This is a genomic window from Rhodococcus sp. 06-1474-1B (assembly GCF_002258885.1).
Taxonomy (GTDB): Bacteria; Actinomycetota; Actinomycetes; order Mycobacteriales; family Mycobacteriaceae; genus Rhodococcoides; species Rhodococcoides fascians.
Window position 1 is genome coordinate 1 of record NZ_NOYR01000010.1, and the last position, 26,848, is coordinate 26,848.

Below are 26,848 nucleotides of genomic sequence, written 5' to 3' on the forward strand. Positions count from 1 at the left end.
CCGAATCCCCGACGGCGGCGGACATCGCAAGCTCGGCCGCGCGATCGGAAAGCGGCACAACAAGAAACAGGGCCGCGGTTACTCCTACGTCCATCACGCCGTCGACGATCACAGCCGGCTCGCGTATTCGGAGATCCTCGGTGACGAACGCAAAGAAACCGCCTCGGGGTTCTTCGAGCGCGCCAAAGCCTACTTCGCAGCCCATGACATCACGATCGCGCGTGTGCTGACCGACAACGGATCCTGTTACCGCTCAACACTGTTCGCGCAGACCCTAGGCCCTGGAATCAAGCACAAACGAACCAGGCCGTATCGGCCGCAGACCAACGGCAAAGTCGAACGATTCAACCGAACCCTCAACCAGGAATGGGCCTACGCGAACACCTACCTCTCCGACGAAGCCAGAGCGGCGACCTACCAAGACTGGATCCATCACTACAATCACCACCGACCCCACACCGGCATCGGCGGCAAGTCACCCATCGAGCGACTGACCGTCCACAACGTCCCCGGGAAGAACAGCTAGTCCGACCCGAGCCGACGATACTGTGCCCTTGCGCTAAGTATTCTCGTGGAGATACTGTGCCTTATGGCTCAGTATTCCGAGGTCCTCGACGACGTGTTCCAGGCGTTGGCCGATCCCACGCGGCGTGCAGTACTGGGCCGACTGGGGTCCGGGCCTGCCACCGTGGGGGAACTGGCCGAACCGTTCGACATGACTCTGCCGTCGTTCATGAAGCACATCCATGTACTCGAGCGCAGCGGATGGATTCGCACCCACAAGACCGGACGTGTACGCGCATGCACGATCGAGCGAACCAACCTGGACGCGGCCTCCGCGTGGCTGGAACAGCAACGGTCCGTGTGGGAATCCAGAACCGACCGCCTCGAACAGTTCGTCACCCGATCCCCGAAAGAGAGTGAGCAGCAATGACTTCCTTCGATCCCGAACTCGACCTAAGTATCTCCCGCATCATCGCGGCTCCACGCGAGACGGTGTGGGATGCGTGGGTCGACCCTTCGAAGTTCGAGAAATGGTGGATTCCCGCACCTACTCTGTGCCGAGTCGACGCGTGGGATCTGCAGCCCGGAGGCGCATTCCGAACGCTGATGAGCGAACCCGGAGGCGACTTCGAACCGCACATCGACGGATGCTTCCTCGCCGTCGACCCTCAGGAACGCATCGTGTTCACCAACTCCCTCGTCGAAGGTTGGCGACCTGCTCCGCAACTGTTCATGACCGCGGTGATCACGTTCGCCGACCACCCGGGCGGGACCGAGTACCGGGCGCACGTGATGCACCGCAACGTAGAAGACCGAAAGACGCACGAGGAGTTGGGCTTCCAGGACGGTTGGGGAACCGTCATCGGCCAACTCGCCGCACTCGTCGAAGGCTAGATCACGCGCGACCCGTCGAGCGCAGTTCGTAACGGCGTTCGGCGTAGTCGAGGTCGTCCTTCCACAGGCGTGCGGCGGTGAAGTTCATCGCCGGACGCAGCAATCCCGAGACCTTGCGCGCCATCTGGAAGCCGGGTCGATCCGAGCTCGCGATCGTCGCCTCGATGACCGCCGTCCGCGGGGTACCGTCGGGCGCAGGAGCCAGCGGAGTCGCGTGAGTCTCGACGACGCTTCCCGCCCCCTCACCGTCGAGGATGCGCATGACGATGGTGCGTGGGCCGGGGCAGACGAACTCGGCTCGAACCGGAACACCGATGCCGCGACTGACGCGGAACGTGACATCGACCAGGAAGCGATCGTCCTCCTCGGGCACATCGATGTCGGTGGGCGCGCTCACCACTTTCAACCTCGCGAACGAGTACGGATGGAACCATGCGCCGTGCCACGGATCGAGGCGATTGGCGATGATGTCGTCCGGTTCGCACTTCCCGATCAACGTGACGACACCAGGAATGGACGTCGACGCAGGGGGCCTGATCGGAACCACCGGCACCGGCGTCGGCTCCTCGCCGCCCAGCTCGTCGAGCCGAACCCACACCAGAACACCGTCGTCGAACGCAGGAACCGGCCGCCAGCCAGCCTTACCCTTCGGACTCAACGCCAGCCCATGCCACCGGCACACCAACGCGTCGCACTCGATCTTCGCGGTATCGAGTGCCGCCCCGAGATGCGGACACGCACCCGGACCGATATGCACCTTGCCCGCCGAATCCCGCCACGCAACCAACTCGGTGGTACCGACATAGCGACCGAACGGCTTGTCGGCCTTCACGTCGCGACTCGCAGCGAAAACGAACCAATTACCCGACGTCCGAGTCTTCGCACGCTTCAACGCCGACTCGATGACCTGGGGATTCGCACCCTTCCACGTCGGCTCCTGCTTGGCCCACGACTCCGACGGAAGCGGCTGAAGTGGCATCGTCTTCGGCCAGCGTCGTCGTACTGCATCCAGCGCGGTCATTGCTGCTCCCCACATCGAGACATTGTGTTCATTCTCCATTGTCCCCGCCCGGGGGTACTCAATGTGACGTCGAGTGGACTTTTCGGGGGTCAATGTCACATCTAGTGGACCCGGGGTGCCGGTGAACGGGGAGCGGTGCACGAGGTCAGGTGGGTCCAGTGGGGGTCGGCGGTTCACGCTGCGCCGGTCAACTGATGTCAGCGCCCACAATTCGGCTCGAAACGCGGGATCCCGTGGATGCAGAGAGATAGTGGGCGCTCAGGTCAGTAAGCGAGGTCGCCCAGGTGGCAATGGGCTCGTTGCCGTGTCGGTAGTCCGCGAAGGGGCGATGGCTGTCACCCGTGTTCCCCATCCGATGCACTCAATGTGACATTTGGTGGACTTTTCGGGGGTCAATGTCACATCTAGTGGACTTGGGGTGCCGCGGTTCGGTCAGGCGACACCGAACCAGCGGAGGGCAGCGGTGGTCGCGGCAGCGGCGATCACGATGACGACGAAGGGTGCTTTGCGCCAAGCGAGGATTCCGGCGGCGGTGACGCCGATAGGGGCTGCGAAGCCCGCGAAGTCCTTGCCCACGAGCAGGGTCGAGGTGGCGATGAGGGCTACGAACACGACGGCGACCGAGGTGGACATGACGCGGTCGATGCGGGGCGAGATGGTCATGCGCGAGCGCAGGGCCGGGCCGATGAGGCGGAGCGCGAAAGTGCCGACGACCATGGCGATCAGCGGAATCGTGAGGCTCATGCGGATTCCTCGCGTGCGGCGGGCTTGGCGGACAGCAGTGCGGGCACCACGGCGATCAGCGAGAGGAGCACCGGCAGTCCGCTCGGTAGGAACATCGACGCTGCCAGGGCGATCCCTGCGCCGACGAGTGCGGCATTGCGCGTGCCCCGATCTCGGAGCGCAGGCATGATCAGTCCGAGCAGGATTGCCGGAAATGCGGCGTCGAGTCCGAGTGCGGCGGTATCGGTGATTGCGCCACCACCGAGAGTGCCGATCACCACCCCGATGTTCCAGGTGACGAACAGTCCGATTCCGCACAGCCAGAACGCTGTTCGACGCCGTCCTTCGTCTTCTTCGGCGACGCTGAATGCGACCGCTTCGTCGGTGATCAGGTGGGTGCCGAGCAGTCGCTTCCATGGCGAGACGTTGTCGAAAACGGATCCTATGGAGAATCCGAGCGGCACGAGCCGGGTATTGGCGAGCAATGCGCTCGCCACGGCGGCGACGGGGTTGCCGCCGACGGCCAGGATGCCGACGAAGATGAACTGAGAGGAGCCCGCGAAGACCACAAGCGACATCACCACCGGTAGCCACAGTGGCAGGTCGGCGGCTACGGCGATGGCACCGAACGAGGCCCCGACCAAGGCGTCGGCCAGACAGACCAACGCGATGTCGCGGATGTTGACCCCCTGCAGGGTTCGCCATGTCGAACGCATGGTCGTTATAGTGGACGATGTTAAGCTGTTCGTCAAATCAAACGAACGTACCGATGGAGTGAACGAATGGCGGACGCCGGACCACCGATCGCGGCCATCGCTGCCGCTCTGCAGCAGGAACGACGACGCGTCGGCCTCTCGCTGGCCGAGGTGGCGCGTCGTGCGGGTATCGCCAAATCGACTCTGTCGCAACTGGAATCAGGTACGGGGAATCCAAGTCTGGAAACTCTGTGGGCGCTCAGCGTCACCCTGGATGTGCCGTTCTCCAGACTGGTCGAGCCCGCGAAGCAGTCGGTCCGGCTGATCCGTGCGGGGGAGGGGCCGAGATTCGCGTCGGACCGGGCGGACTACTCGGCGACGCTGCTGGCGTCGTCTCCGCCGAACGCGCGACGAGACATCTATCTGGTCAGTGCGGACGTGGGCGAGCCCAGGCGCTCGGACCCTCATTCCCCCGGCGTGGTCGAGCACGTGGTGCTCAGCGCCGGACGAGCGCTGGTGGGGCCGGTGGGCGAGGCAGTCGAACTGTTGCCCGGCGACTATGTCGCCTACCCCGGCGACGCGCTGCATATCTTCGAGGCGCTGGAGCCGAACACCATGGCGGTGATGATCACCGAGCACAGCTGAACGGAACGCAGTTGACGTGCGGGGAATAGTCGGCGGACGTACCCCGTTGGACTCTTTCGACGGCGTTCGCTTGGCAAGCCCCGGGCCTCACCCCATTTGTCGCTACGAGCGACCACTCGCCGAGAGGCGTTTGCAGCGGACGTCGTCCTTACTTTTGTCCGTGTAGCGAAGGGACGAGATTCATGGCAGCCAAGACGTGGTTCATCACCGGCACCTCCAAGGGATTCGGACGCGTGTGGGCTATTGCAGCCCTCGACCGCGGTGATCGAGTCGCAGCCACCGCTCGCAACACGGCGACACTGCACGATCTCGTGGAAAAATACGGCGACGCGATTCTGCCGATCGAGCTGGATGTGAACGACCGCGCTGCCGACTTCGCAGCAGTCGCCCTGGCGCACAAGACCTTCGGATCGCTCGACATCGTCGTCAACAACGCCGGCTACGGCCAGTTCGGGATGATCGAAGAGATCTCCGAGGAGGACGCCCGCGCGCAGATCGAGACCAATGTCTTCGGAGCGCTGTGGGTCACTCAGGCCGCGTTGCCGTTCATGCGTGAGCAGGGCAGCGGCCACATCCTGCAGGTGTCGTCCATCGGCGGAATCTCCGCATTCCCCAATGTCGGTGCGTACCACGCGTCTAAGTGGGCCCTCGAAGGATTCAGTCAGGCCCTGGCGCAGGAGGTCGAGGACTTCGGTATCCATGTGACGCTGATCGAGCCGGGTGGGTTCTCCACCGATTGGGCCGGTCCGTCCGCCAAGAAGTCCACAGACATCGCCGCGTACGACCCGATTCGGGAGAAGGCCGCCGAACTGCGGAGTGCAAGGCAGGCGACTCCTGGCGATCCGGTAGCTACGCGTTCGGCGCTGCTCAAGGTCGTCGACGCCGAAAAGCCGCCACTGCGAGTCTTTTTCGGCGAGGCACCGCTCCAGATCGCGACGAAGGACTACGAATCACGCCTGGCGAACTGGCGTGAATGGCAGCCCGTGGCCGTCGAGGCGCACGGAGGCTGAGTCTCCACCACACGAACCTCTAGGTGTGGCTCCAACCTGGGCGGCCTTGATCCGTCTCAGGAGGCTTGCTTGCAGCTACGCTCCGGACGCGACGAAAACGCGGGGGAGCGGGGATTCACGCCCATCGTCGGGATCCACACCTCGTCGGTGGGGTGTGCCTGTCGGCTGAGGGCGCGGATCGAGTGGTGGCGTTCTCGCAGTTGCGAGCCGGTGTCCCGGCGACTGGACAACGACAACCGCGAGGTCGATGTCCAGCGAATAGTGCTGCAGGCCGTCAATTCTCCGGAGTGAGCGCGACGATGTTCGCAGCAGTTCGTTCATCCGTGTTGGCCGTGTCCTCGAAGTAGCGCCGAAACAACGTACGCATCGAATCGATGACGTCGATGTGCTGCTGCAGTATGACGTCGAGTGACGTGTCTTTGCCCGTCGCAAGGCGCAGAAACTTGTCACGCAACGCTTGGGCGGATGGCAAGTTGCCCCAGTCTTCGACCTCGGTCAGAGCAAGCGAGTCGACCTGCATCTTCTTGAGGTGAGCCAGGTAGGTGACACAGGCTGCATCGCATCTTGCAGCGACGTCGGCTGGAATGGTGAGGGTGCCGGAGTCGGCTCGTTGGTTCATGTCCTGCCACTGTGCGAGGAGGTCAGGCTTCACTTGGCCCACGGTGTGTGTGTCCTTCGATAGACGGAAAATTCAGTTGGGCAGTTCGGAATCGAGTCTGGTCACTACGGCATTGAGCTCTGTGCATGGGTCGTACGGTGAGCTGCCAGTCAATTGGCCTGTAATGAACGTTGCTCTGATCAATTCAGCTCCAGCGGTGAATGCGATGCCGCAGTTGCGGGATGCATCGGCGGCTATCTGCTGGTACTGGGTGGCATCCCGAGTGCCTACTCGGACAGGCTCGAGTCGATCGAAATGGCTCGGATCGTCGATGTAGTCCAAGCTCTGCAGCCCAACAAAAATGCGCAGGAAGTAGGCGTCAGCTGGCGAGCGACTTACCCATCCGCAAATTTTGAATCCGTTTTGATCGCGGCCGAACACCCCCGATTCCTTGGAGTCGACGTTCAATCCCGCCTGCTCGATGGCGTTGTCGGGGATGGTGCATGGATCCCAGGGCGTCGGTGCTGCGACGGCCGTGCTGGTTGTTGCGATGACTTCGGGGACTGCAGTACCGTCTTGGCCCGTCGAACATGCGGTGAGCAGGAGCAGACCTACTGCGATTGCCGCCCATCGACTGTTTCGATGCATGTGCACTGTCCTTTCCCAAGAGCCCATCTACGGGTTGGACGCAACGGAGTCGGCGCTGGTTCCGTTCACCTGCTCCGGACTCGAGAGCTCCGGCTCGTAATCGAGCAACTCACGAGAACTCGAAAACCCGACCGGTCGGTCGAACTAGTGAGTCATCCCGCTGACAGATCCGCGTCGGTTTGGCATTGTGGTGGGATGCAGCGGCGCGTGGGCGAGAGTTGGTCCGCGGGACCGGTCTCAGGGGTAACCCCTGGGTACATATTGAGAATCGAGCACTGCGTCCGAAGCTGGTCTGCACGCTACGCGTGCTTGGCAGCTCCGAGGACGAAAGATTTCGGTCGCCGCGCGCCGCTGCATTCTCTCGCTCGAGACCCGTTGGAGCGACCGACGTGAACGACCGCGAACTGTTTCCGCGCGCCGCCGCAACCCTGGCTCGTTTGGCTGCAGACGCAGAGTGGACGCAATCGGGGCTCGAGGAGGCGTTCTCTCGATTCATGCCGGCCAAGGCCCCGAGGTTGGCCGATCGAATCATCGACCTGTACCCGAGTCCGCCGTTCGGCGAGGCGTCGATATTCGTTCTGCTGCGCGATCTTCCGTTGATTGCGCCGTCGTCGAAGTCGTCACAGCGATCGCCGATACGTGGCCGTGTCGTACCCTGGCGGTTCGAGGTGCCTCGCTACGAGACGACGGGCCAGCTCGCGCAATCACTGGATCTGACCATTTCCGAAATCGAGTGGTTTGCCGACCTGCAGGGGAGGCTGCGTACTGCGCCGTTCCCGTTGCAGCACTATCGATCTGCTCGCCTCGACAAACGTCAGGGCATTCGACTGCTGGAGGTGCCCAAACCGCGCCTGCGCGAGATTCAGCGAAAGATACTGCACCGCATCCTGGATCGAATTCCGCCACATCCCGCCGCGCACGGTTTTCGTAAAGGGCGCAGCCCCCGCACGTTCGCGACGCCCCACGCCGAGCGTGAGGTGGTGGTCTCGGTCGACTTACGTCGTTTCTTTCCGTCCATCGGGTTCGATCGAGTGGTGGCGATCTTCGAGGCCGTCGGCTATCCCAGAAGAGTTGCGGCGAATCTTGCCGCGCTGTGCACAACGGTCACCCCGGCCGGCGAATTGACGGGCATGGACCGCGCGACGGCGGCGAGGCTTCGCACCACCCACTTGCCGCAGGGCGCACCGACGTCGCCCGCCCTGGCCAACCTGGCTGCCCGCCAACTCGATATTCGAGTTGCCGGGCTCGCCCGCACCATGGGTGCCCGCTACACCCGCTACGCCGACGACCTGGCGTTCTCCGGTCCGGCCGAGCTCGACGTCGACAAGTTGCTGTGGGTGGTGTCCCAGATCGCGCACGACGAGGGCTTCACGATTCATCCCGACAAAACCCGAGTACGGCGCGCGCATCAACGGCAACAGCTCACGGGGCTGGTGGTCAATGCGTGGCCCGCAGTTCCGCGAGAGGAGTACGACAACCTCCGCGCGTTACTGCACAACTGCCTCGGTAGCGTTGCAGCCCAACAGAATCGGAACGGCCTTACCGACTTCCGCGCCCATGCGTACGGACGTATCGCGCGGATCGGCGAGACCAGCGAGACACGTCGTCGGAAACTGCTCGAGATGGCAGCCCGGGTCGATTGGGAGGGATCCGGGTAGTCGGACTGGGTACACCGACGTTTTACGAAGGAGCCGCTATGAACGACCTGACCTTCACTATCGGGCACGAGGAGCTGGTGATTCGCCAGCGGTGGGAAGTTGTCAGCATCATCAACGACATTCTCGTTGCGGTCTGGTTCATCGTCGGCAGCATCCTCTTCTTTCAGGAGAGCACGACGGTAATCGGTACGTGGTTCTTCCTGCTGGGGAGTATCGAACTGCTCATCCGTCCCGTGATTCGACTGGCGCGACGGGTGCATCTGACACGGATCGGTCGTGCACGAACCGCGTCCGAGAGCGACGACGACTTCTGACCACATCGCCGCACCCTGTTCGCTTTTGTTGACATTTGTTGCTATCTGGTGAATGTTGTGTGCATGGAATCAGGTCTGGTGATGGTGTGATGCTCGCCCATCAACGTCAGCAGAAGATTCTGGACCGGGTGCGGTCCGAGGGAGCCGTCACGGTGGCCGCGTTGGGCACTGCTCTGTCGGTGTCCGACATGACCATTCGACGTGACGTCAATGAACTGGTCGCCCAGGGCCTGGTCGAGCGAGTGCATGGCGGCATCACCGCGCCGAGTTCCGCGAGCGCGTTCGAGCCGGGCTTTCCGGTGAAGTCCGAGCAGAGCCGTGACGCCAAGGCCGCCATTGCCCGCGCCGCCGCACGATTGATCCGGCCAGGAACGACCATCGGCATCTCCGGAGGTACGACGACACACGCGCTGGCGCGGGAACTGCTTCGTGTACCCGACATCACCGTGGTGACCAACTCCTTGCCCGTCGCCGACGTCCTTCATGCCGGCGGCAGAGCAGACCACACCGTGTTGCTCACCGGAGGCCAACGCACCCCGTCGTACGCACTCGTCGGTCCGTTGGCAGTCGGCGCGTTGCAGACGCTGCACGTCGACATTCTGTTTCTCGGCACGCATGGAGTGGACATCGATGCGGGCCTCACCTGCCCCAATCTGCTGGAGGCACAGACCAATCAGGCCTTCGTCGCCTCGGCTCGACGCGTCGCGGTCCTCGCTGATCACACCAAATGGGGTGTTCGCGCCCTCGCAACCACCGCTGCGTTGTCGGAGGTGGACGTGATCGTCACCGATGTCGCTGTGCCCGAACGTATTCGTGACGCGCTGACCGACATCGTCGACGACGTGGTCGTCGCAACCGGTCCCGCCGAGCCCCGGCCGACCACCCAGGAGGCGAGCAGTCGATGACCGCGCAGGACACCACCCATCCCATGCGCAAGACCTCGACCACGTTGGCCGACGGTCGAGAATTGATCTATTACGACGACACCGAGCCCTACCTTTCCGGTGGTGCCACCCGGGAGCTCGTGGACTCACGACCGCTGTCGCCGTCGATGTCGTTCTCGCAGATGAGATTCGACGTTCTCACCGGCGAGTGGATCGTCATGGCTGCCCAGCGGATGGACCGCACGTTCTTGCCTCCCGCCGACCTGTCCCCGTTGGCCCCCAGCCGTCCGGGCCGGCCGGCGACCGAGATCCCGGCCTCGGATTACGACGTCGTGGTGTTCGAGAACCGTTTCCCGTCGTTGGCGGGAAATGCTGCACAACAGACTCTTCCGGCAGCGGTCGACGGTGAGCCGCTGTGGCCACTGGCGGCAGGTACCGGTCGGTGCGAGGTCGTCTGTTTCGCCAGTGATCCCGACGCGTCTTTCGTCTCGCTGGAACTGTCGAGGGTTCGAACGATCATTGATGTGTGGGCAGACCGGACCACGGAGCTCTCGGCGATCGACGGAGTGAAACAGGTGTTCTGCTTCGAGAATCGTGGCAAGGAGATCGGTGTCACCTTGACGCACCCGCACGGCCAAATCTACGCCTACCCCTACCTTCCTCCTCGTACCGATGCTTTGATCAGGCAGTCGCGCACGCACTTCGAGAACACCGGTCGAGTTCTGTTGGCCGATGTACTCGCCGCCGAATTGCGCTCGGGTCGACGGATCGTCGTGGATGTCGAGCATTGGGTGGCGTACGTCCCCGCGGCGTCACGGTGGCCGCTCGAGGTGCATCTTGCTCCGCGCCGCGACGTCGCAGATCTTGCCGAACTGAACGACGCGGAGCGCGACGAGCTGGCCGGCGTCTACCGCGCATTGCTGCGGGGCGTCGACGCATTCTTCGAGGGCGTGGACGAGGTGCCGTATATCTCGGCGTGGCACCAGGCCCCCGTCGGATCCGATCGAGAGCTGGGACGACTTCACCTGCAACTGTTCTCGATGATGCGGTCACCGGGCCGGATGAAGTTTCTGGCCGGATCCGAGTCGGCGATGGGCGCATGGATCAACGACACGACTCCCGAGAGAATCGCAGACAGATTGCGCGAGGTGCTGGTGTGAACTGGTTGAGCGTCGTGTCCGAGCAGAGCCTCGCCGACGGTGCTTCGGGGCTGTTCGACACCGCGTTCGGCGGGGAGCCGGACGGCGTCTGGTTGGCACCGGGGCGAGTCAACCTGATCGGCGAACACATCGACTACGCAGGAGGTCTGGTGTTGCCGTTCGCGCTGCCCTTCGCCACTGCAGTCGCTGTTCGGCGGCGCGAGGATGCCACGATGCGGGCGGTCTCGACGCACACCGACCAGACGTGGACGGGGCAACTCGGTGACATTGGACCGGGAAGTCCGTCGGGCTGGGCGGCGTACGTGGCGGGCGTTGCCTGGGCGCTGCAGGAGCACGGGATAGGCGGAGTCGATGTTGCCGTGCACTCCTCGGTACCGGTGGGCTCGGGCCTGTCGAGTTCGGCGGCCCTCGAGTGCTCGTTCGCCTTGGCCCTGAGCGATCTGTTCGATCTGAACGTCGATCGAAAGGTACTGATCGACGCCAGCATTCGGGCCGAGAACGATGTGGCCGGCGCGTCGACCGGGGGCATGGATCAAGCCATCGCGATGCTTGCCGAACGAGGACACGCCCTGCTTCTGGACTGCCTCGACGGCTCGACCCGGCAGATCCCACTGGACGTCGCGGCGTCGGGTGCTCGCATCATGGTGATCGACACCAACGCTCCGCACCGTCTGGTCGACGGCCAGTACGGTGCCCGCCGGGCCGCCCTCGACCGGGCCTACCTGCAGCTGGGTGTGTCGACGCTGCGCGGACTCGACCCCGAGCGGGCGGTATCGGGGCTCGTCGATCAGGCTCTCGTTCCCCGAGTTCGTCACGTCACCAGCGAGATACGACGAGTCGAGCGGGCAGTAGCGTTGCTGGACGGCGGTGACATCGGTACCGAACTCGGCGACCTGATGACGGCGTCGCACGTCTCGCTTCGAGACGACTACGAGGTCAGTTCCCCCGAGCTGGACAGCGCCGTCGATGCTGCGCTGCGAGCCGGGGCATACGGGGCCCGTATGACGGGTGGGGGGTTCGGGGGTTCTGCCATTGCGTTGGTTCCGATAGCTCGGGTCGATGCAGTCGCTGAGGAAATCTTCACGAGCGCACAGCAATCCGGGCTACCGGAACCGACTTTTCTGTCCGCAGAACCATCGGGGCCCGCGCACCGATTTCGGTGAGTCGATTCAGCTCCGTACCTGAGCGGCCGCGAACGAGGCACCCTGCGTCGTAGAGCCGTTGGTGCCGTAGGTCAGGTGAGCGAAGGTGTTGAAGCCGCCGATCTGGCACACCGGGTCGCCGAAGTTGCAGAAGCTGTTAGTGCGTGAACCGTATGTGCTGCTGGCCGTTTCGATCTTCCTTCCGGTGAGCCCGAATGGGTTGCCGAACACCACAACGGCCTCGATACGGTCGGCGATCGCGGCCGGGATGACGGCGCCGGTGAAGCTGCTGGGAGTGCGCAGACCCACTGCGTTGGTCACCACGGTCGCCCCCTGCGAGTAACCGCCGAGCACGAATTTCGTCGACGGGCACGATGCCGCAACGGAATTGAGATGAGCCACGAGGTCGCGAGATCCGGGTCCCGCGCTGGCCTGGGTGAAGTCGGCGGCGTAGTTCACGGCGTACGTGCTGACCGAGCGATCCGAGAGTTGCGATTTGACGCTGTTCACAAAAGGAGTACCCGTGATGCCGAGGCCGGGAAGTTCCCCGGTGCCGCGAGCGAACGAGACGTCCACATCCGAACACGGCGCGGCCGAGGCCACTCCGGTGGGAAGCGCCACTGCTGTGGCGGAGATGGCAAGTGCAGCAATGGAATAGGCGATCAGGCGTCTCTTCATGGCGAGTCCTTGTGGGTTCGGGGGAGGAGCATCGAAACGAACCATAACCGCTGCGACGTCGCATTCACAGGGTCGTTCAACATTTGATTACAGACGCCCGGTCGGTTATCGAGGCGGGTCCGGGAGGCCGTATCGGTATGTGTCGGTAATCCACTGCCAAGCCTGGTTTCTCAACGCCTGTTGCGCTACGGTGACCGCTGGGGTGCCGTAGACCTGGCGAATGGCCTGGTCCGAATTTTCGGGGGTTATCGAGTGACGAGTCGTTGGGTACGAACAGCGGTAGTGGCGGCGGCAATGGTGGCGATGTGTCCCGTGGTCTCGGCGAACGCGGCACCGAGTCCCGCTCCGGCGACGATCTTGGGGTCGATCAACGACGGCCCGGGTAGCTTCAGCGTCTTCCGCACGGTCGACAGTGGGCAGCGGCCCGTGGCCGCGGACAACGCCGCGTGCAATGACTACTTCGGTTCACCCCGATCGTTGACCGTGGTCGAACGACTCGACGCGCGGATGTACACGTTCGAGAACAACCCGACCACAGGCTTTCTCACCGATCCCACCGACCAGAACGTCGGACCTATCTACGTGTGCGACGGTCCGACGATCGACGGTCAGGCCTTCCTCGATCAGTGGGGTGTGCTGACTGCGCCGGGGCTGGGAAAGTTGACGATGAACGGGCCGTGCGGACTCGAGTTCCTGATCGGCTCGCCCGGCCGTGCCGCGGTCGATTGCGTATTGCGCGTGAACCCCAACGATTCCGGTGTGACCGGTGGAGTTGCTACCAGCAACTCGATCGCCAATCCACTGCGTCTGCCGGACGGACGCACCGGCTCGCTGTGGACCCTCTACACACTCGGTGAAGGCACTGCTCCCGTGCCGGAACCCGTGGCAGGAACCCCCCAACCGACCGGCTCGGTCAAGTACAGCGCCGGTCGCGAGGTGAACTCGGTTTCGACCGGAAGCACTCCCGCATGCCCGGGTGGCCTGCGCACCACGGAGATTCACGCCGTGTCCGTCGACGCCGCCACCGGCGCGGCATCGACCGAGCCCTCCGCGGACGTCGCAGCCACGGCGTCGATCTGTTACCAGAATCCGTCGTCCCCGGACTTCGGTGCATCGCTGAGCATCACGAGCTACGGCGTCACGCCTGCGCTGACTGCCAACTCCACCGGGCAGTGCCGTCGTACCGATCTGCCGATCGAGCCGGGCGCCGTGCAGCAGTCCTGCGGCTTCACCCTGCCGCCGCAGCCCGCTCTCGGTCTGACCGGTGGCCAGGTGACGCTCAACGGTCTCGTTCCGACGAACGATGCTGCAGGATCTGCTAATTCGGCAATCTGGACCACCTCGTTCCTCGGTTCCATCACCCCTCGATGAACGGACGTCGGATCGGGGTTCTCGTTCTGACGGTGATGGCAAGCTGCATCTCGGGCGCGGTCGTGACCGCTCCCGGGGTGGCGGCCGAACCACTGGCCGGTTCCCTCGACTACGGGCAGACCAGGGACATCGCCGTGGTGCCGTTGCCCGGCCAGCCCGAGGGAATGGCAGTCGATCCTGAGGACGGCAGCATCTGGTCGGGCTCGAACCGGCCCAATTCGTCTGCGGACGTCTGGCATTGGGACGCCGACGGTAGCCTGCTCGAGACATATTCCCTGGCGGATCACGTACCCGCCCAACACGGCGTCAACGGTATCGCGCTCGACGGCGGCGGTCGGGTCTACGCCCTCGACTACGCGGGGGCGCGGGCGGTGCGCATCGATCCGGCAACCGGAACGCAGACGGTCTACGCGACATTCGCCGATCTCCCGACCTGTGGCGGGGCCGCTGGTAATCGGTGCGAGCCTTCGCCTGTGGATCGACCGGCCTGGCCGAACTGGGCGACGTTCGCGCCCGACGGAACCATGTATGTCAGTGACCTGAACCAGGCCACCATCTGGAAGGTGCCTGCCGGCGGTGGGGCGGCCGAGATCTGGTACCAGAACGCGGATTTCGCCTCGATCTACGGTGTCAACGGCATGCAGTTCGACGCTGCCGGGCGACTGAACTTCGTGGTGACCATGTCCCTGGTTCCGCGTGTCGAATCGTTCGGGCGCGGTGTCGTCCATCGACTTTCGGTAATGCCAGACGGCGCTCCCGGCGAGCTCGAGACAGTGGCGGTCGCGAGTCAGGGTGACGGTTTGGCCATCGGGTCCAGCGGGCGCATCTACCTGCCGATCGCGAATCCGCTGTACAACGCCGTCGAGGTGGTCGATCCCGACACCCGTTCGGTGGTGGCGTCGTTGCCCACACCCGTCGAGAGCATCACTCGGTCCATCCCGTACTCCACACCCGCCTCTGTCGCATTCCGCGGGACGTCGCTGATCGTCTCCAACCACGGACTGCTCGCCATCGACCCACATCAATGGGCAATCCTCGAACTCGGTGTCGAAGAGACGGGACTACCGCTGCACTATCCGAAAGGTCTGGCCTGAGGCCGGTGCTACCGTCTGCCGGTGGACCTCACTCGTGACGAGCGGTGGAAGTTGATCGCGCTCGGTTCGGCGCTGGTCGTGGGAGCGGCGTTCATCGCTGTGCGGGTAGCGTCGGACGAGCCGGATACGCCCGCGCCGGGTGCCGAGCAGGCCATGGTTGCTGGGTCCCTAGACACCCCACCTGAGCCGGCGTGGACGTCAGACGTCCGCACGTTGTCGGACAACGGCGGCGACGTGCTGCTGTCGATGCCCTACGGCCTCGGCCAGTACTACGGCTACGGCGGATTCCTCAGCGGAGACGGCGTGATGATCGGTGCGACCGGGTATCCGCTTCCCAGTGCGGATCCATCGAGCGGCGCAGAGGTAGGAGCCGTAACCCTCGTCGGCGTGAACCCGGATGACGGCGCGCCGCTGTGGAAGACGCCTATCGGGCGGGTGAGTCAATGTGCGTCGGAACTGGAATCGGTGTTGCTCGCGTGCTGGGGTGATCGGCGCGTGGTGTCCATCGACACGTCCGATGGGGCGCTGGTCGCGGACGTCGGAACGGATTTCGATGTGAACGGTGCGCGAATCGTGGATCAAAGCGTCTTCGTCTCTGGGAATCTGGACGGAACGCCGGTGTTGACGAAAGGTACCCCGACTGCGATCGAGTCCGACTTCCGTCGGACGTTCGAGCGGTCCGGCGACTTCTCCTCGGTGTATGTCACTCCGGATCGAAAGTCGGTGATGTTGACGTCCAGGGGTGACGGCACTCCGCAATACATCTACACCATCTTCGATCTCGACAGTGGCGCTGAGAGATTCACCTACGAGGGTGACTCGGTGCAGAGCGTCGGGAACGGCCTGTTCCTCTCCAGCATAGGAAGCGAATCGGGAACCGTCGGCACTCAGAATCTCCTGGCGGCAGACGGCTCGGTGATCCGAGCGATTCCGCGGCCGTCCTACGGAGCGTCGATGTATCCCAGCAGTCCACTGAAACCGTCGCCGATGTTTCTCGGCGACGGAGCCTACGACCCGAACACCGGTGACGAGCTCTGGCGTAACCCCGCGATGGTGCAATCAGAGTTCAGCGGTGCCCAATCTGCCATGGTTGCAGTGGTCGGCGGCGTCGTCATCGTCACCGATCCTGAAGCGAAGACGCTCACCGGTCTCGATATCGACGACGGCACCGAGCGTTGGGTGACGCCGTGGGAAGACGCGTACTGGGTACGCGGCGGACTGACCGACGGAAAGAACTTCGTCTTCGGCGACTATCGGGGTACGCATTCCATCGACGCCAGCAGCGGAGAGATCGGATGGACCATCCCACAGCCCGAAGGTGCCAACCCGGCTCGGGTGGTGGTCTCCACGGCAACCGGACACATGACCAGGTCGTGGGACAACCAATTCACGGTGTGGAAGTGAGTGGGATCCCCGACCCGCAAGTATCGGGTGCAGTAAACCTCGCTCACCCGATTCTCCGCGCTTGACCCTCACACTGTGTGAGACGAGAACCTCGGAGAGTCATGTTCAACATTGGAGAGTTCGCATCGATCGGCCGGGTCTCGGTTCGTATGCTTCGGCACTACGACGAGATCGGGTTGTTGACTCCTGCACGGGTGGATCCGTTCACGGGCTATCGCTCGTACGACGGTTCGCAGTTCGAGGTTCTCGGACGCATTCTCATGTTCAAGGACCTCGGGTTCAGGCTCGACGAGGTGACGCAGATCGTGCATGGTCAGGTCAGCGCCGATCGGCTACGAGAGATGCTCGCGGCCAAGCGCACTGATCTCGCTCGTCGACTCGATCTCGACGCCGCTCGCCTGCGTCGTATCGATGCGCGGCTCTCCCACACCGAAGGGATTTCGATGATCACCGTGGACACCAAATCGTTGCCACCCACCCGTATTGCTCTCGTCACCGAGACCGCCGCCGGGTTCGGGCCCGAGAACATCGGCCCGGTCATCGGCCCGATGTACGCCCGACTCGCCCAGACGCTCGCGGAGCACGGCGTGACGTTCGGGCCGTCGTCGATCGCCATGTACGAGGCCGTCGACGACGGGGACGGCACCGGCATCACCGTGCATGCCGCATTCGAGGTGGGGCCCGAAGTCGTGGCCGGTGAGGGCTACGAGGTCACCGAGCTTCCGCCCGTCGAGCTCGCGGTGACCACCGTTCACCACGGTTCCATGGCGACGATCGGCGAGACCTGGGAGCAGTTCGCGGCCTGGATCGAGGCCAATGGTTATGAGCTGTCCGGCATTTGCCGCGAGTACTACCTGGTATCGGAGCCTGCGCCGCAGGAGAACTGGGTGACCGAGCTGCAGCAACCGGTGGTCCGGCGTCAGGACGCCTGAGCGAGCTCCACCAGCGCCGTGCACTGGCAGCCACCGGTGACCTCCTCGCATTCGAGCACCAGGAAATGGCGGACATACTCGAGATCCACACAGTCCGGCTCCGTGCACTCCGCACCGCCGATCGCGTGGATCACGAGTGTGCCGTGGCAGGTATCGAAGCTGGCGGACATGCGAATCCCTTTCTGTCGTATCTCTCTCTACATCCTTGATATCACCGGGCTCCGACAAGTTCGGGAGAAGACGAGCGTGTTCGACGCCTGAGCTGGGTAGCGGCCATCACCGTCAGAGCCGGAATCCATGCATATCCCAGGGCGGTCCTGATGATCGTTCGGTCGCCGAGCCATGCTCCGGCCGTCACCAGGACAGCCGCCCACACGACTGCGGCCAGCAGGCTGAGCACCGCGTATTCGCGTTGCCGCAGTGAGGAGGTCGCTACGAGTCGCGGCATGATGGTGCGGATTCCCCCGATGAGATGCCCGGCGGTGGCGACAGCGCGTGGTCGTGAGCGTGCCTGGGTGGTCAGCCCTGAGGCGAACCTCAGCACCCCAGCCGGCAGCGCGGACTCCGCTCGCCCGAGACCCAACACAGTGTCGGCACGGCGACTGTGCCAGAACGCCCACTGCGCACCCATGCCCGACGCCACCGCCGCGGCGACGACGGCGGGCAGCCACGGCACGACACCGATCGACGTCAGCACCCCGAGTGTGATCGGGACGCTGTTTCCTGGTGTGAAGAGACCGAGCAGCGACGCGGACTCGAATGCCAGCAGTGCAAAGACGACGGCGAAGACGACCCACACGGGCATGGACGACAACCGGTCCACATCGAGGATGTTCAGGTTCATACCTGTCGAATCTTGTCGTCCGGACCGCGGAAGAAACCACGATCGACCCACTGATCGACGGTAGGGCTGGCCCTACCTCACCTCGTGGGTTCGCAGTGAGGACGCCCCGGCAACTGCCCACTTAGGCTCATCCGCATGAACCAGGCACTACCGATTCCCCTCAATCCGCTCAGAGCGTGGATTTCGCAGCAGTGGTGGTTGGCAATGGCGTCGCTGTTGGCGACGACGTTCGCCGGACTGGGCGGATGGCTGATCGTAGGTCTGCTCCTGCTCGCGGTGTTCGCATTGCCGTTCGCCCTCAGCGGTGTGCTCGTCTTCGTGTTCACGATCGTGGTCCTTCGTTGGCTGGACATCGCGGCGCGAACGGGCATCGACCTGACCAGCGGCATCGAGATCACGAAACCGGACACCATCGTCTATCCGACCAGCTGGCGAAAGTTGGTGTGGTGTGTTCGTGACGTCGGGCTGTGGAAGTCGCTCGTCTACTGGATCATTCGTATTCCGATCTCGGCTGCGCTGCTGTTCTTGCTGCCTGCGCTCTTCCTGGCGCTTCCGGTTCTGGCGGCCGCCCCGGTCGCGTGGTTGGTCACCGATCCCGAGGGCACCGGGTTGGAGATAGCCGAACGAGTGGACTTTCCGCTGGTTGCGGTGATCGGAGTGGCAGCTCTGGTAGTCCTGGTTGCCGGCGTTCCGCCACTGACGACCCTGATTGCCAAGCTCGATTGGTGGAGCGCTGCAGCACTTCTCGGGCAGTCGGAGTCGAGCAAGCGGGTGAACGAGCTGACCATGAGCCGTGCTCGCGTCGTCGACGCCGCCGATGCCGAGCGGCGACGCATCGAACGGGACCTGCACGACGGTGCCCAGCAACGGCTGGTCTCGGTGGCAATGTCACTGGGACAAGCGAAGTCTCGCGCGTCGGCTACGGACGACGTGGTCTTGAAGGGTTTGCTCGACGATGCACATCGGGAGGCGAAGAACGCGATCGGTGAGATCCGAACGTTGACGCGCGGACTGCATCCCCCGATCCTGACCGATCGCGGACTCGACGCAGCGCTGTCGTCGGTCGCGGCGTTGTCGACAGTTCCGGTGACGATCGACATCGACCCGGCCCTCACCGGCGAGCGACGTCTGAACGCCACCGCCGAGTCGACGGTGTACTTCGTGGTGTCCGAGGCCTTGACCAATGTCGGCAAGCACGCCCACGCCGGAAACGTGCAGGTCGATGTCGCTCGCGGCGAGTCCTCCGTCGCCGTCACCGTGGTCGACGACGGTTGTGGCGGTGCGCATTTCGAGCCCGGCGGCGGATTGGCCGGATTGGCCGACAGGCTCAGCGGAATCGACGGAACCCTGACGGTGACTTCGCCGTCGGGCGGCCCGACACGAGTGGAGGTGACCATCCCGTGCGAGTGATCATTGCCGACGACTCGGTACTGCTACGTGAGGGTGTTGCGCGTTTGTTGGTCGACTCCGGTGCCGAGGTGATCGGAAAAGTTGGTGACGCGGCGCAGCTGTTGACGCTGATGTCGTCCACCGAGCCGCTGCCCGACGTCTGCGTCATCGACGTGCGGATGCCTCCGACATTTCTCGACGAGGGTCTGCGAGCGGCACTGGTCATTCGTGAGCGTTGGCCCGATGTCGGAGTACTGGTGCTCTCGCAGTACGTGGAGGAAAGGTATGCGGCAGAACTGATTCGGCAGAGCACGGACGGCGTCGGATATCTGCTGAAGGATCGTGTCGCCGATGTGGACGAATTCTCCGACGCGGTGAAGACGGTCGCCGACGGCGGAACCGTCATCGATCCTGAAGTTGTGCAACAGATTCTGGCGCGCGCACCACGTTCGGATCCACTCGACTCGCTGACACCGCGAGAGCGAGATGTGCTGACGGCGATGGCCGAAGGTAAGTCCAATGCCGGCATCGCCTCCGCTCTGGTCGTAGGTCAAGCAGCCGTCGAGAAGCACATCGGAAACATCTTCGCCAAACTCGGATTGCTCGGCGACAGTGCGGATCACCGCCGGGTCATGGCAGTCCTACGATACCTGGGAGCTATTCGATGAATCGAATTCCATTGTTGCGCTACACGTTGGCGATCACCACAGCGGCCGTCGTGGTCGGTGCGGCCGGAGCAGGCACCACTGCGGCGATCGCGCTCGGTTTCTCCGTTCCGAAGACTCAGAACTACGACTACTCGGTAGATCACGCGATCGACGGCTCGCAGCTGACTGTGACGACCGGGTTCGCGCACCTGAAGTTCGTGCCCAGTCCCGATGATTCGCTGCATGTTCGAGCGCACGGGATCTACCGAGGGGACGCCCCCACGGTCGACGTCGGTGCGGACGGGTCGAGCGTGGCTGTGGAATGTTCCTACGGCAGGTACAAGACGTGTGACGCCGACGTCGAATTGCAGATACCCGCAGGCCTGACCCTCGCGGTGAACGGTGCGGGCGGTGATGTCGTGCTGTCGGATGTCGGTGCAGACGTATCCGTCTCGACAGCGTCGGGATCGGTGTTCGCTCGTGGATCGGCGGGAGCCATCCGGGTCGACACACGGTTCGGTGACGTGAAGATCAGTGATGCAACTGCGTCCATCGTGGATGTGAGCACGACGTTCGGCGAGATCAGCGTCGAATCGCGTACTGCACCGGAATCGGTCAAGGCGCGCAACGTGATCGGCGACACGACGATCGGGCTTCCGCCCGCCGACTTCTATGCCGTCGACGCGGCATCCGACAAAGGCGACGTCGTCGTCGACGTGATCAACGACCCCAGATCGCCGAAGACGGTCTCCGCCACCAGCGAGGAAGGGCAGATCACGGTGCGGGCACGTCAGTGACTGCGCCGCCATGCACTGAACGACCGGACCGAGGATGTGGTGGGACGCGTCAGCCAGGGCCATGGATGCAATTCGACCGGGGCGATGGCGTCGGCGATGCGAGAGAAGCCGGGAACAGGTGCCCAGGTGGCGGCCAGAGACCGTCCGGAAAGTTCCTCGGATACTCGGCCGCGACGTACCTCCAACGGCCGGGTCGACGCGATCTCGCCGAGAGTCTCGGCGAGAAACACCAGTCGCTTTCCGGACAGCCGCAGCTTGTGGAGGAGCGGTTCGTCGAACACGAAGACGGCAGGTCGCTCGGGATTCGCAGCCATTGCGGGGTCTGTGGTGCCGAGCGATTCCGCGGTCAACCAGACCTGTTCTGCACCATCGCCTTCCATGTGCCCGGGGCCCGCGGGCACCGGGGCCTTGTTGAGATCCGGGCCGTCGACCGCCGGTCCGAGATCGTCGTCGGGCCAATTCTCGATGGGGCAGGCGTCTTTCAGCGCGCAGTTGCGGCACAGGGATGGTGCGCGCTTGTTCACCTGCCACCGACTGAAGCCGTACACCTTGCCGCTTCCGGTACCGACCGTCCATTGCCAACCCAGTCGATTGGCCGCCCGTGAGCCGTCGAGCAAGTGGGTGAACATCTCGTCCTCGCCGTCGCGCCATGTCGCGCCGGCACGCACAGCCCATTGGGACGCCAGCCACATGCGTGTTTGGTTGACGAGCCAACCGTCACTGTGCAATTCGCCCACCACCGTGGACATGCAGTTCATCTCGTCGGGCCAGGGTTCGGAAGTCCAGTTGTGCGGTCGTGGTTGTTCACGACGAAGGGATCTCCCCAGATCGGTTCCGACGCGGGCATAGAGGTGGCGGGCGTATTCCTGCCACATGAGTTCGTCCCGGTACCGCGTGCGATCGCGCGCAGGGGCGTCCGCTACGGCGTCCCACACCTCACGGAGAGTGAGCAGACCGTGCCGGATGTACGGCGACATTCGACTGGCTCCGCGGCGATTCGCAGGAAGGACAGTGCTGCGGTCGCGGGCGTAGCCGGTGATGTCCAAGCTCGCCAGCGCGGCATCGGCCGCCGATTGTCCGCCGCGAATGCCACCCGGAGCTATGTCGTCCGGTCCCTCGAGCGTCAGGTCGCCCAGATGCTCGGCAACCCAGGAAACGACGTCGTCGGTGGTGAAGCCGTCGGCGATCGACGGGGGAGCGGGGAGCTGGGACATGCACCCGGACTTCCCCGTCGGCACGAAAGAGAAACGCCGAGATCAGGGACGTGGCAGGCGACGGTGGAGCGGGTTCGACGTCGTCGGGCTCGCCGCCCGCCCTTGCCGTGGGATGGAGGTGACTACCGTCGGTGAGTCGGCGGTGGCCCGCGAGGCGTCGTGTGCCTTCATCGCAGCGCTGTTCCCCCTGCCGAGGGCAGGAGACGAAATCCGGCGTGCAGCGCTCTCGCCGCACTCCGGGCACGTCACCTGGGAGGGGACATCGGCCATGGAGAATCTCTGCTCGACGGGTTCGCAACGCTGTGTGCAGCGAAAGCTGTAGGTGGGCACGCACACGAGGGTAGCGCGAGGTGTCGTGTCAGTGGCGTTCCGGCGCAACGTCATACAACATTTACACGTCATACCGGGCCGAATACACCACGACGGTGCAATGATCGAGGCAGGAGAATCCGCGCAACCGGAGGTGCCTCGTGCCCGAACTGCTGTTTCCGCTCGACTCGACGAAGAGTTTCACCGAACAGGAGATCGTCGGTCACAACCGATGGCATCCCGACATACCGGCCGCGGTCACAGTGAAGCCCGGCACGTCGTTTCGGGCGCACTGCCGCGAATGGTTCGACGGGGCCATTCACAACGACGACTCCGCCGAGGACATTCTCAATGCGCCGCTCAACAACGTGCACACGTTGTCCGGGCCGTTCCATATCGAGGGAGCCGAGCCCGGGGACCTGCTGATCGTCGATATCCTCGACGTCGGTCCGATCCCGCAGGAAGATTCGGGCCCACTGGCGGGTCAGGGCTGGGGATACACGGGGATCTTCGCCAAGCAGAACGGCGGCGGATTCCTCACTGATCGATTCCCCGACGCGTACAAGGCGATCTGGGACTTTTCCGGGCAGACCACCACATCTCGCCACGTTCCGCACGTGAAGTACACCGGCATCACTCATCCCGGCCTGATGGGAACCGCGCCGTCGGCTGCCCTGCTGGCGAAGTGGAACGCCCGTGAAGGTGCTCTGATCGCCACCGATCCCCATCGTGTTCCGCCATTGGCTTTGGCACCTGAACTCGACGGGGCAATTCTGGGATCGTTGAGCGGCGACGAGTTCTCGCGTGTCGCAGGCGAAGCCGCACGTACGGCACCGCCACGAGAGAACGGTGGCAATCAGGACATCAAGAATCTCACCAAGGGCACTCGCGTCTTCTATCCGGTGTTCGTACCGGGGGCGAAGTTGTCGTTCGGAGACTTGCACTTCTCGCAGGGTGACGGGGAGATCACCTTCTGTGGTGCCATCGAAATGGGCGGTTTCATGGACCTGCACGTCGACCTGATCAAGGGCGGCATGGACACGTACGGGGTCAGTGAAAACGCGATCTTCATGCCCGGAAACACCGCACCGCAGTACTCGGAATGGATTGCCTTCTCCGGCATTTCGGTCACCGTCGACGGCGAGCAGAAGTACCTGGACTCCGACCTGTCCTACCAGAACGCCTGCATGCATGCGATCGACTACCTCACCAAATTCGGGTACAGCCCCGAGCAGGCGTACCTGCTGCTGGGCTCGGCCCCGATCGAAGGACGCCTGTCCGGAGTGGTCGACATCCCCAACTCCTGTGCCACCGTGTACATCCCCACCGCAATCTTCGATTTCCCGATAGCGCCTTCGGCAAGCGGTCCGTTCCAAATCGACCCGGGAATGGGAGCGCCCAGGGCGCAGTTCTGACGTGAGTTTGCTTGATATGTCGCAACTGTGGATGCTCGAGGACATGGAACCGTGGCCTGACGAGCCTGCCGTAGGCGCGGTGTTTACTCCCACCACGTACTGGGCGTCACCCGACCAGATGGACCTGCCGGCGCAAATGTGTGCCGAGGTGCCGGCTCGGGTCGAGACTGTCACTGTGGACGGTCTGACGGAGTGGGTGGCGCATCTCGGGAACGGCTTCACCACGATGATGGGCGACGGCGGCCTGGTCGGTGATGTGACGTTACACGGCTGCCTGGTGTGGGACAGGTATCTGTGGTTGGACTTTCGGACGCGGCCGCGAGGCACCCTCCGCATCCATGATCGGGCCGGTCTTCTCGTGCAACGACGGGAATTGATCCCGACGCGACATCCCGGCGCGTTCAGTGTGACGTACAGCGGTGCGCTGGAGTACCACGAAAGGGATTCAATACCTGCGGGATTCGGAGTTCGATGGAAAGCATCGACTGTCGAGACCGTTGCATCGACTGGTTGAGGTATCTCAGTCGATGTGCTGGTCGTAGTTCACGGTGATGATCTGGTCGACGCGGGCCGGCGACGAATCGATATCTGTGAGCGCGAGAAGGTCCGCAACAGCATCCCTGCTGCCCCCGATATAGGCACAGGGGAAGTCGAAGTGCTGAGCTACACACCACGCGTGGTCGTTGGGCCACCACAGATTCGGTGACAACCCACGGAGGGTGTCCGTTGCGCGTTCGATCGGACCCCTCAACAGGAAATAGTTGTAGCCGGCGATTTCCGCGGTCGGTGCCGTCACGCGAATGTCATCGAGTGCCGTGTTGCCTTCCCAGACGGCGAACCAGCATTCGTCGGGTGTTTTCGTGCTTCGAGCGAGAACCTCGGTGATGGATGCCAGCTGACATGCCAGGCTGCAACGGTTTTCGCCCGCGAAAGGAGATTCGGCGTGCCGTTGCGCCCGGGATACTGGATGCGGGCATAGGCGTCGAACACAGTGGGGACCAGCGAGCCCACTGTGGTTGTGGCGACGCCGTCGAGGTTGTAGTCCACCCACTCTGCTTCCGAGACATCCTGTTGCAGATCAGTGTTCGACCACTTCGCGCGTGCGGCGTTCAATGGCTGTACCAGGGTTGTGGACGGTCAGGATCGTCGATGACCGTGTCGACTCGACGGTCGGCAAGAACATCGTTGATTGCTGCTGAACTGGCACCGATGGTGGCGAAGTGGGGATCGATGTCGTTGGCGATGCACCAGGCTCGGTCGGCGGGCCAGACGAACGAGGGGATCGGCAGACCCTCGGGACCAGGGGGATCGAGTGCCTGCTCCCAGCGCAGTAGGTCCAGGGCAGGTCCCCGGAACAAGAATGCTTCCCGTTCCGGGAGGTGGATTCGCGCGGCACCGTGCACCTCGAGACCACCCCACCCCTCCCACACGCAAAAGTAGCAGTCCGCTGGTGTCGTTGTGTGTTTGGCCAGCGTCGCAACGACCATCGCCAATTGGTCTGTCTCCGAACGCTCGTCGTACGGAATGTCGGCCTCGCCCTCACGCTGATCCGCGTGCGTCGGATCCGGGATGAACCGGAGACGCGCGTAGCTCTCGTACCCCAGTGGACCTCTAGTGGCGAGGTCCCACCAATCTCGATCAGCGTGGACGAGCCAGTCGGCGGCAGTGAGATCGCTGGATGGTCGCACGGTCATGGTGCGCCCTTTCTGGGTCGATACCGGGCTTGCGCTAGTGCGACGTTACCGATCCATGAGGTGGACCGGGACTACCGGAGCTGGCCCTACGAAGTGGTGCCCGTCGTCACCGCGGCCTGAGGCGACAGAGTTGGATAGGAACGTGTGTTCGAAAACTTGTCGGTGGGTCGCGGTAGATTCTGTTCATGCTTTCGGGGGACGGCGGATCAGGGGTGGACGGCATCGACACGGTGCCGCCTGCCCCTGACGTGTCCGACCCCGACTTGGCTGGGTTGGTCGAGGCGGTGGAGTCGGCGGTCGCGGAGTTGGCGGGGCAGGCGTCGGTATCGTGGTCGAATGCCGACCGGCGTGCGGTGATCCAACGCATGGAAACTGTGTCGCGCTCTGTGACGGCGTATTCGCACACCTGGCTCAACGAGCTGATCGCACAGCACGGCCTCGATGTGTATCCGGGGTCGGTGCTGTGTTCGGTGGCATGGATGCTGCGGATCACCCCACGCGCGGCCGGTGCGCGGGTGCGTCTGGCCGCGGAGTTGGGTGATCGCACCGCATTGTCCGGCGAAGTGCTGCCTCCGTTGTTGCCGCACACCGCTGCAGCGGTGCGGGCAGGGTTGCTCGATGCCCAGCACGTGCAGATGATCCGTGAATTCTTCCGGCACCTCCCGTCGAGTGTCGATCCGCAGACTCGCGATCGCGCCGAACAGCAGTTGGTGGGTCTCGCCTCGACGAGGCGGCCCGACGACTTCGCGCCACTGGTGGCGCATCTGGACTCGATCCTCGACCCCGACGGCGACTTCGACGAGGACGAAGACGAGGACAAGAACGGAAAGCCGAGGCCACGGAAACGGGATGCGTTCTTCTACCTCGGTGAGCAGGGTTCCGACGGAATGTCCGAGGGGAAGTTCTGCGTCGACTCGGAGCTCCGGGCCTACCTCGAAGCCCTGTTCTCGAAAGCCGCGAAGCCGGGAGTGAACAACCCTGCCGACCCGACATCGATCGTCCACGAGGATGAACGTGACGACGACAAATACGAGGCCGACGGTGATGACAACGGCGGGAACGGCCGCGCTACTACGCCGACGCCCGAGCCCTTTCCTGGCGATGCCGGGTCCAGTCATGCGGGCTTGTGGGATGAGACGAACTACGACAGTGACGACGACTGCG

33 protein-coding genes are annotated in these 26,848 nt (G+C 63.7%); 20 read left to right on the forward strand and 13 right to left on the reverse strand.

The window, feature by feature from the left end; all coding sequences use genetic code 11:
* From CH266_RS02920 to CH266_RS02930, 3 genes are all read left to right on the forward strand, one after another.
* The coding region (locus CH266_RS02920) for an integrase core domain-containing protein (RefSeq protein ID WP_141214474.1) at nt 1–526 on the forward strand (526 nt) is incomplete at its 5' end.
* 63 nt (nt 527–589) lie between these two features.
* The gene (locus CH266_RS02925) at nt 590–934 is read left to right on the forward strand and encodes an ArsR/SmtB family transcription factor (protein ID WP_094714681.1); all 345 of its coding nucleotides are present in this window, start codon (nt 590–592) and stop codon (nt 932–934) included.
* Nucleotides 931–1,398, forward strand: coding sequence for an SRPBCC family protein (locus CH266_RS02930; RefSeq protein ID WP_094714682.1), 468 nt, complete (start codon nt 931–933; stop codon nt 1,396–1,398). The genes CH266_RS02925 and CH266_RS02930 overlap by 4 nt, the downstream gene beginning before the upstream one ends.
* A 1-nt stretch (nt 1,399) precedes the next feature.
* Here CH266_RS02930 and CH266_RS02935 read toward each other — a convergent pair whose 3' ends face one another.
* The 3 genes from CH266_RS02935 to CH266_RS02945 all read right to left on the reverse strand — a co-directional run bounded on the left by CH266_RS02935 (nt 1,400) and on the right by CH266_RS02945 (nt 3,858).
* Nucleotides 1,400–2,419 carry a DUF5914 domain-containing protein gene (locus CH266_RS02935; protein WP_176456992.1) on the reverse strand — a complete coding sequence of 340 codons (1,020 nt, stop codon included), beginning with the start codon at nt 2,417–2,419 and terminating at the stop codon, nt 1,400–1,402.
* 432 nt (nt 2,420–2,851) lie between these two features.
* Nucleotides 2,852–3,163 (reverse strand): AzlD domain-containing protein, encoded by a 312-nt coding sequence (locus tag CH266_RS02940; protein WP_094714683.1) that lies wholly within the window; start codon nt 3,161–3,163, stop codon nt 2,852–2,854.
* Nucleotides 3,160–3,858 carry an AzlC family ABC transporter permease gene (locus tag CH266_RS02945; protein WP_094714684.1) on the reverse strand — a complete coding sequence of 233 codons (699 nt, stop codon included), beginning with the start codon at nt 3,856–3,858 and terminating at the stop codon, nt 3,160–3,162. The genes CH266_RS02940 and CH266_RS02945 overlap by 4 nt, the downstream gene beginning before the upstream one ends.
* Nucleotides 3,859–3,924: 66 nt before the next feature.
* On the opposite strand from CH266_RS02945, the gene CH266_RS02950 reads away from it, so the two are divergent.
* Complete coding sequence (locus CH266_RS02950) at nt 3,925–4,482, forward strand: helix-turn-helix domain-containing protein (RefSeq protein WP_032367567.1); 558 nt, start codon at nt 3,925–3,927, stop codon at nt 4,480–4,482.
* 182 nt (nt 4,483–4,664) lie between these two features.
* Nucleotides 4,665–5,492: an SDR family oxidoreductase gene (locus CH266_RS02955; protein WP_032367566.1), complete on the forward strand. Its 828-nt coding sequence runs from the start codon at nt 4,665–4,667 to the stop codon at nt 5,490–5,492.
* Nucleotides 5,493–5,766: 274 nt separating this feature from the next.
* On the opposite strand, the gene CH266_RS02960 is transcribed toward CH266_RS02955, so the two are convergent.
* On the reverse strand, nt 5,767–6,144 hold the full coding sequence (locus CH266_RS02960) for a hypothetical protein (RefSeq protein WP_032371453.1): 378 nt from the start codon (nt 6,142–6,144) through the stop codon (nt 5,767–5,769).
* Nucleotides 6,145–6,183: 39 nt separating this feature from the next.
* Nucleotides 6,184–6,738 (reverse strand): DUF3558 family protein, encoded by a 555-nt coding sequence (locus tag CH266_RS02965; protein WP_032371454.1) that lies wholly within the window; start codon nt 6,736–6,738, stop codon nt 6,184–6,186.
* Between the two features lie 389 nt (nt 6,739–7,127).
* Here CH266_RS02965 and CH266_RS02970 point away from each other — a divergent pair, with 389 nt between their 5' ends.
* The 5 genes from CH266_RS02970 (at nt 7,128) to galK (ending at nt 11,917) form a co-directional block, all read left to right on the forward strand.
* The gene (locus tag CH266_RS02970; protein WP_032371455.1) at nt 7,128–8,396 is read left to right on the forward strand and encodes a reverse transcriptase family protein; all 1,269 of its coding nucleotides are present in this window, start codon (nt 7,128–7,130) and stop codon (nt 8,394–8,396) included.
* Nucleotides 8,397–8,434: 38 nt separating this feature from the next.
* Nucleotides 8,435–8,710, forward strand: a complete 276-nt coding sequence (locus CH266_RS02975; protein WP_032371456.1) for a YrhK family protein — start codon at nt 8,435–8,437, stop codon at nt 8,708–8,710.
* 89 nt (nt 8,711–8,799) lie between these two features.
* Entirely contained in the window at nt 8,800–9,615 is an 816-nt protein-coding gene (locus CH266_RS02980) for a DeoR/GlpR family DNA-binding transcription regulator (protein WP_032371457.1), read from the forward strand.
* A gap of 23 nt (nt 9,616–9,638) precedes the next feature.
* Nucleotides 9,639–10,754: a galactose-1-phosphate uridylyltransferase gene (galT, locus tag CH266_RS02985; RefSeq protein ID WP_032371616.1), complete on the forward strand. Its 1,116-nt coding sequence runs from the start codon at nt 9,639–9,641 to the stop codon at nt 10,752–10,754.
* Nucleotides 10,694–11,917 (forward strand): galactokinase, encoded by a 1,224-nt coding sequence (galK, locus tag CH266_RS02990; RefSeq protein ID WP_080729362.1) that lies wholly within the window; start codon nt 10,694–10,696, stop codon nt 11,915–11,917. The genes galT and galK overlap by 61 nt, the downstream gene beginning before the upstream one ends.
* 6 nt (nt 11,918–11,923) lie before the next feature.
* On the opposite strand, the gene CH266_RS02995 is transcribed toward galK, so the two are convergent.
* Nucleotides 11,924–12,574 (reverse strand): cutinase family protein, encoded by a 651-nt coding sequence (locus tag CH266_RS02995; RefSeq protein WP_032371459.1) that lies wholly within the window; start codon nt 12,572–12,574, stop codon nt 11,924–11,926.
* A gap of 245 nt (nt 12,575–12,819) precedes the next feature.
* Complete coding sequence (locus CH266_RS25280; protein WP_176456993.1) at nt 12,820–12,978, reverse strand: hypothetical protein; 159 nt, start codon at nt 12,976–12,978, stop codon at nt 12,820–12,822.
* Nucleotides 12,979–13,000: 22 nt separating this feature from the next.
* Here CH266_RS25280 and CH266_RS03005 point away from each other — a divergent pair, with 22 nt between their 5' ends.
* The 4 genes from CH266_RS03005 to CH266_RS03020 all read left to right on the forward strand — a co-directional run bounded on the left by CH266_RS03005 (nt 13,001) and on the right by CH266_RS03020 (nt 17,375).
* On the forward strand, nt 13,001–13,945 hold the full coding sequence (locus CH266_RS03005; protein ID WP_094714686.1) for a hypothetical protein: 945 nt from the start codon (nt 13,001–13,003) through the stop codon (nt 13,943–13,945).
* Nucleotides 13,942–15,039: an SMP-30/gluconolactonase/LRE family protein gene (locus tag CH266_RS03010; protein ID WP_094714687.1), complete on the forward strand. Its 1,098-nt coding sequence runs from the start codon at nt 13,942–13,944 to the stop codon at nt 15,037–15,039. Before CH266_RS03005 ends, CH266_RS03010 begins: the two co-directional genes overlap by 4 nt.
* A gap of 21 nt (nt 15,040–15,060) precedes the next feature.
* Nucleotides 15,061–16,443, forward strand: a complete 1,383-nt coding sequence (locus tag CH266_RS03015) for an outer membrane protein assembly factor BamB family protein (RefSeq protein WP_094714688.1) — start codon at nt 15,061–15,063, stop codon at nt 16,441–16,443.
* 101 nt (nt 16,444–16,544) lie between these two features.
* Nucleotides 16,545–17,375: a MerR family transcriptional regulator gene (locus tag CH266_RS03020; protein ID WP_094714689.1), complete on the forward strand. Its 831-nt coding sequence runs from the start codon at nt 16,545–16,547 to the stop codon at nt 17,373–17,375.
* Here the strand turns inward: CH266_RS03020 and CH266_RS03025 are convergent.
* Nucleotides 17,363–17,545, reverse strand: coding sequence for a hypothetical protein (locus CH266_RS03025; RefSeq protein WP_094714690.1), 183 nt, complete (start codon nt 17,543–17,545; stop codon nt 17,363–17,365). The two genes, CH266_RS03020 and CH266_RS03025, sit on opposite strands and share 13 nt — an antisense overlap.
* A 41-nt stretch (nt 17,546–17,586) precedes the next feature.
* Entirely contained in the window at nt 17,587–18,219 is a 633-nt protein-coding gene (locus tag CH266_RS03030) for a hypothetical protein (protein ID WP_094714691.1), read from the reverse strand.
* Between the two features lie 135 nt (nt 18,220–18,354).
* On the opposite strand from CH266_RS03030, the gene CH266_RS25635 reads away from it, so the two are divergent.
* The 3 genes from CH266_RS25635 to CH266_RS03045 are packed head-to-tail and all read left to right on the forward strand — an operon-like array spanning nt 18,355 to nt 21,052.
* Nucleotides 18,355–19,629, forward strand: a complete 1,275-nt coding sequence (locus CH266_RS25635) for a sensor histidine kinase (RefSeq protein WP_217900983.1) — start codon at nt 18,355–18,357, stop codon at nt 19,627–19,629.
* Complete coding sequence (locus CH266_RS03040) at nt 19,620–20,276, forward strand: response regulator (RefSeq protein ID WP_094714692.1); 657 nt, start codon at nt 19,620–19,622, stop codon at nt 20,274–20,276. The genes CH266_RS25635 and CH266_RS03040 overlap by 10 nt, the downstream gene beginning before the upstream one ends.
* Nucleotides 20,273–21,052 carry a DUF4097 family beta strand repeat-containing protein gene (locus tag CH266_RS03045; protein ID WP_027494896.1) on the forward strand — a complete coding sequence of 260 codons (780 nt, stop codon included), beginning with the start codon at nt 20,273–20,275 and terminating at the stop codon, nt 21,050–21,052. The genes CH266_RS03040 and CH266_RS03045 overlap by 4 nt, the downstream gene beginning before the upstream one ends.
* Here CH266_RS03045 and CH266_RS03050 read toward each other — a convergent pair.
* On the reverse strand, nt 21,046–22,266 hold the full coding sequence (locus CH266_RS03050) for an FAD-binding domain-containing protein (RefSeq protein WP_094714693.1): 1,221 nt from the start codon (nt 22,264–22,266) through the stop codon (nt 21,046–21,048). The two genes, CH266_RS03045 and CH266_RS03050, sit on opposite strands and share 7 nt — an antisense overlap.
* 42 nt (nt 22,267–22,308) lie before the next feature.
* Nucleotides 22,309–22,668 carry an FmdB family zinc ribbon protein gene (locus CH266_RS26015; protein ID WP_306438637.1) on the reverse strand — a complete coding sequence of 120 codons (360 nt, stop codon included), beginning with the start codon at nt 22,666–22,668 and terminating at the stop codon, nt 22,309–22,311.
* A 68-nt stretch (nt 22,669–22,736) separates the two neighbouring features.
* On the opposite strand from CH266_RS26015, the gene fmdA reads away from it, so the two are divergent.
* On the forward strand, nt 22,737–23,990 hold the full coding sequence (gene fmdA / locus CH266_RS03060; RefSeq protein ID WP_027494894.1) for a formamidase: 1,254 nt from the start codon (nt 22,737–22,739) through the stop codon (nt 23,988–23,990).
* A gap of 1 nt (nt 23,991) precedes the next feature.
* The gene (locus CH266_RS03065; RefSeq protein ID WP_230592049.1) at nt 23,992–24,504 is read left to right on the forward strand and encodes a hypothetical protein; all 513 of its coding nucleotides are present in this window, start codon (nt 23,992–23,994) and stop codon (nt 24,502–24,504) included.
* A 6-nt stretch (nt 24,505–24,510) separates the two neighbouring features.
* Here CH266_RS03065 and CH266_RS03070 read toward each other — a convergent pair whose 3' ends face one another.
* The gene (locus CH266_RS03070) at nt 24,511–24,786 is read right to left on the reverse strand and encodes a hypothetical protein (protein ID WP_094714694.1); all 276 of its coding nucleotides are present in this window, start codon (nt 24,784–24,786) and stop codon (nt 24,511–24,513) included.
* A gap of 313 nt (nt 24,787–25,099) precedes the next feature.
* Nucleotides 25,100–25,684, reverse strand: coding sequence for a hypothetical protein (locus CH266_RS03080; RefSeq protein ID WP_032381947.1), 585 nt, complete (start codon nt 25,682–25,684; stop codon nt 25,100–25,102).
* Between the two features lie 185 nt (nt 25,685–25,869).
* Between CH266_RS03080 and CH266_RS03085 the strand changes: the two genes are divergently transcribed.
* Nucleotides 25,870–26,848: DUF222 domain-containing protein (locus CH266_RS03085; protein ID WP_141214475.1), on the forward strand; the 979-nt coding region annotated here is incomplete at its 3' end.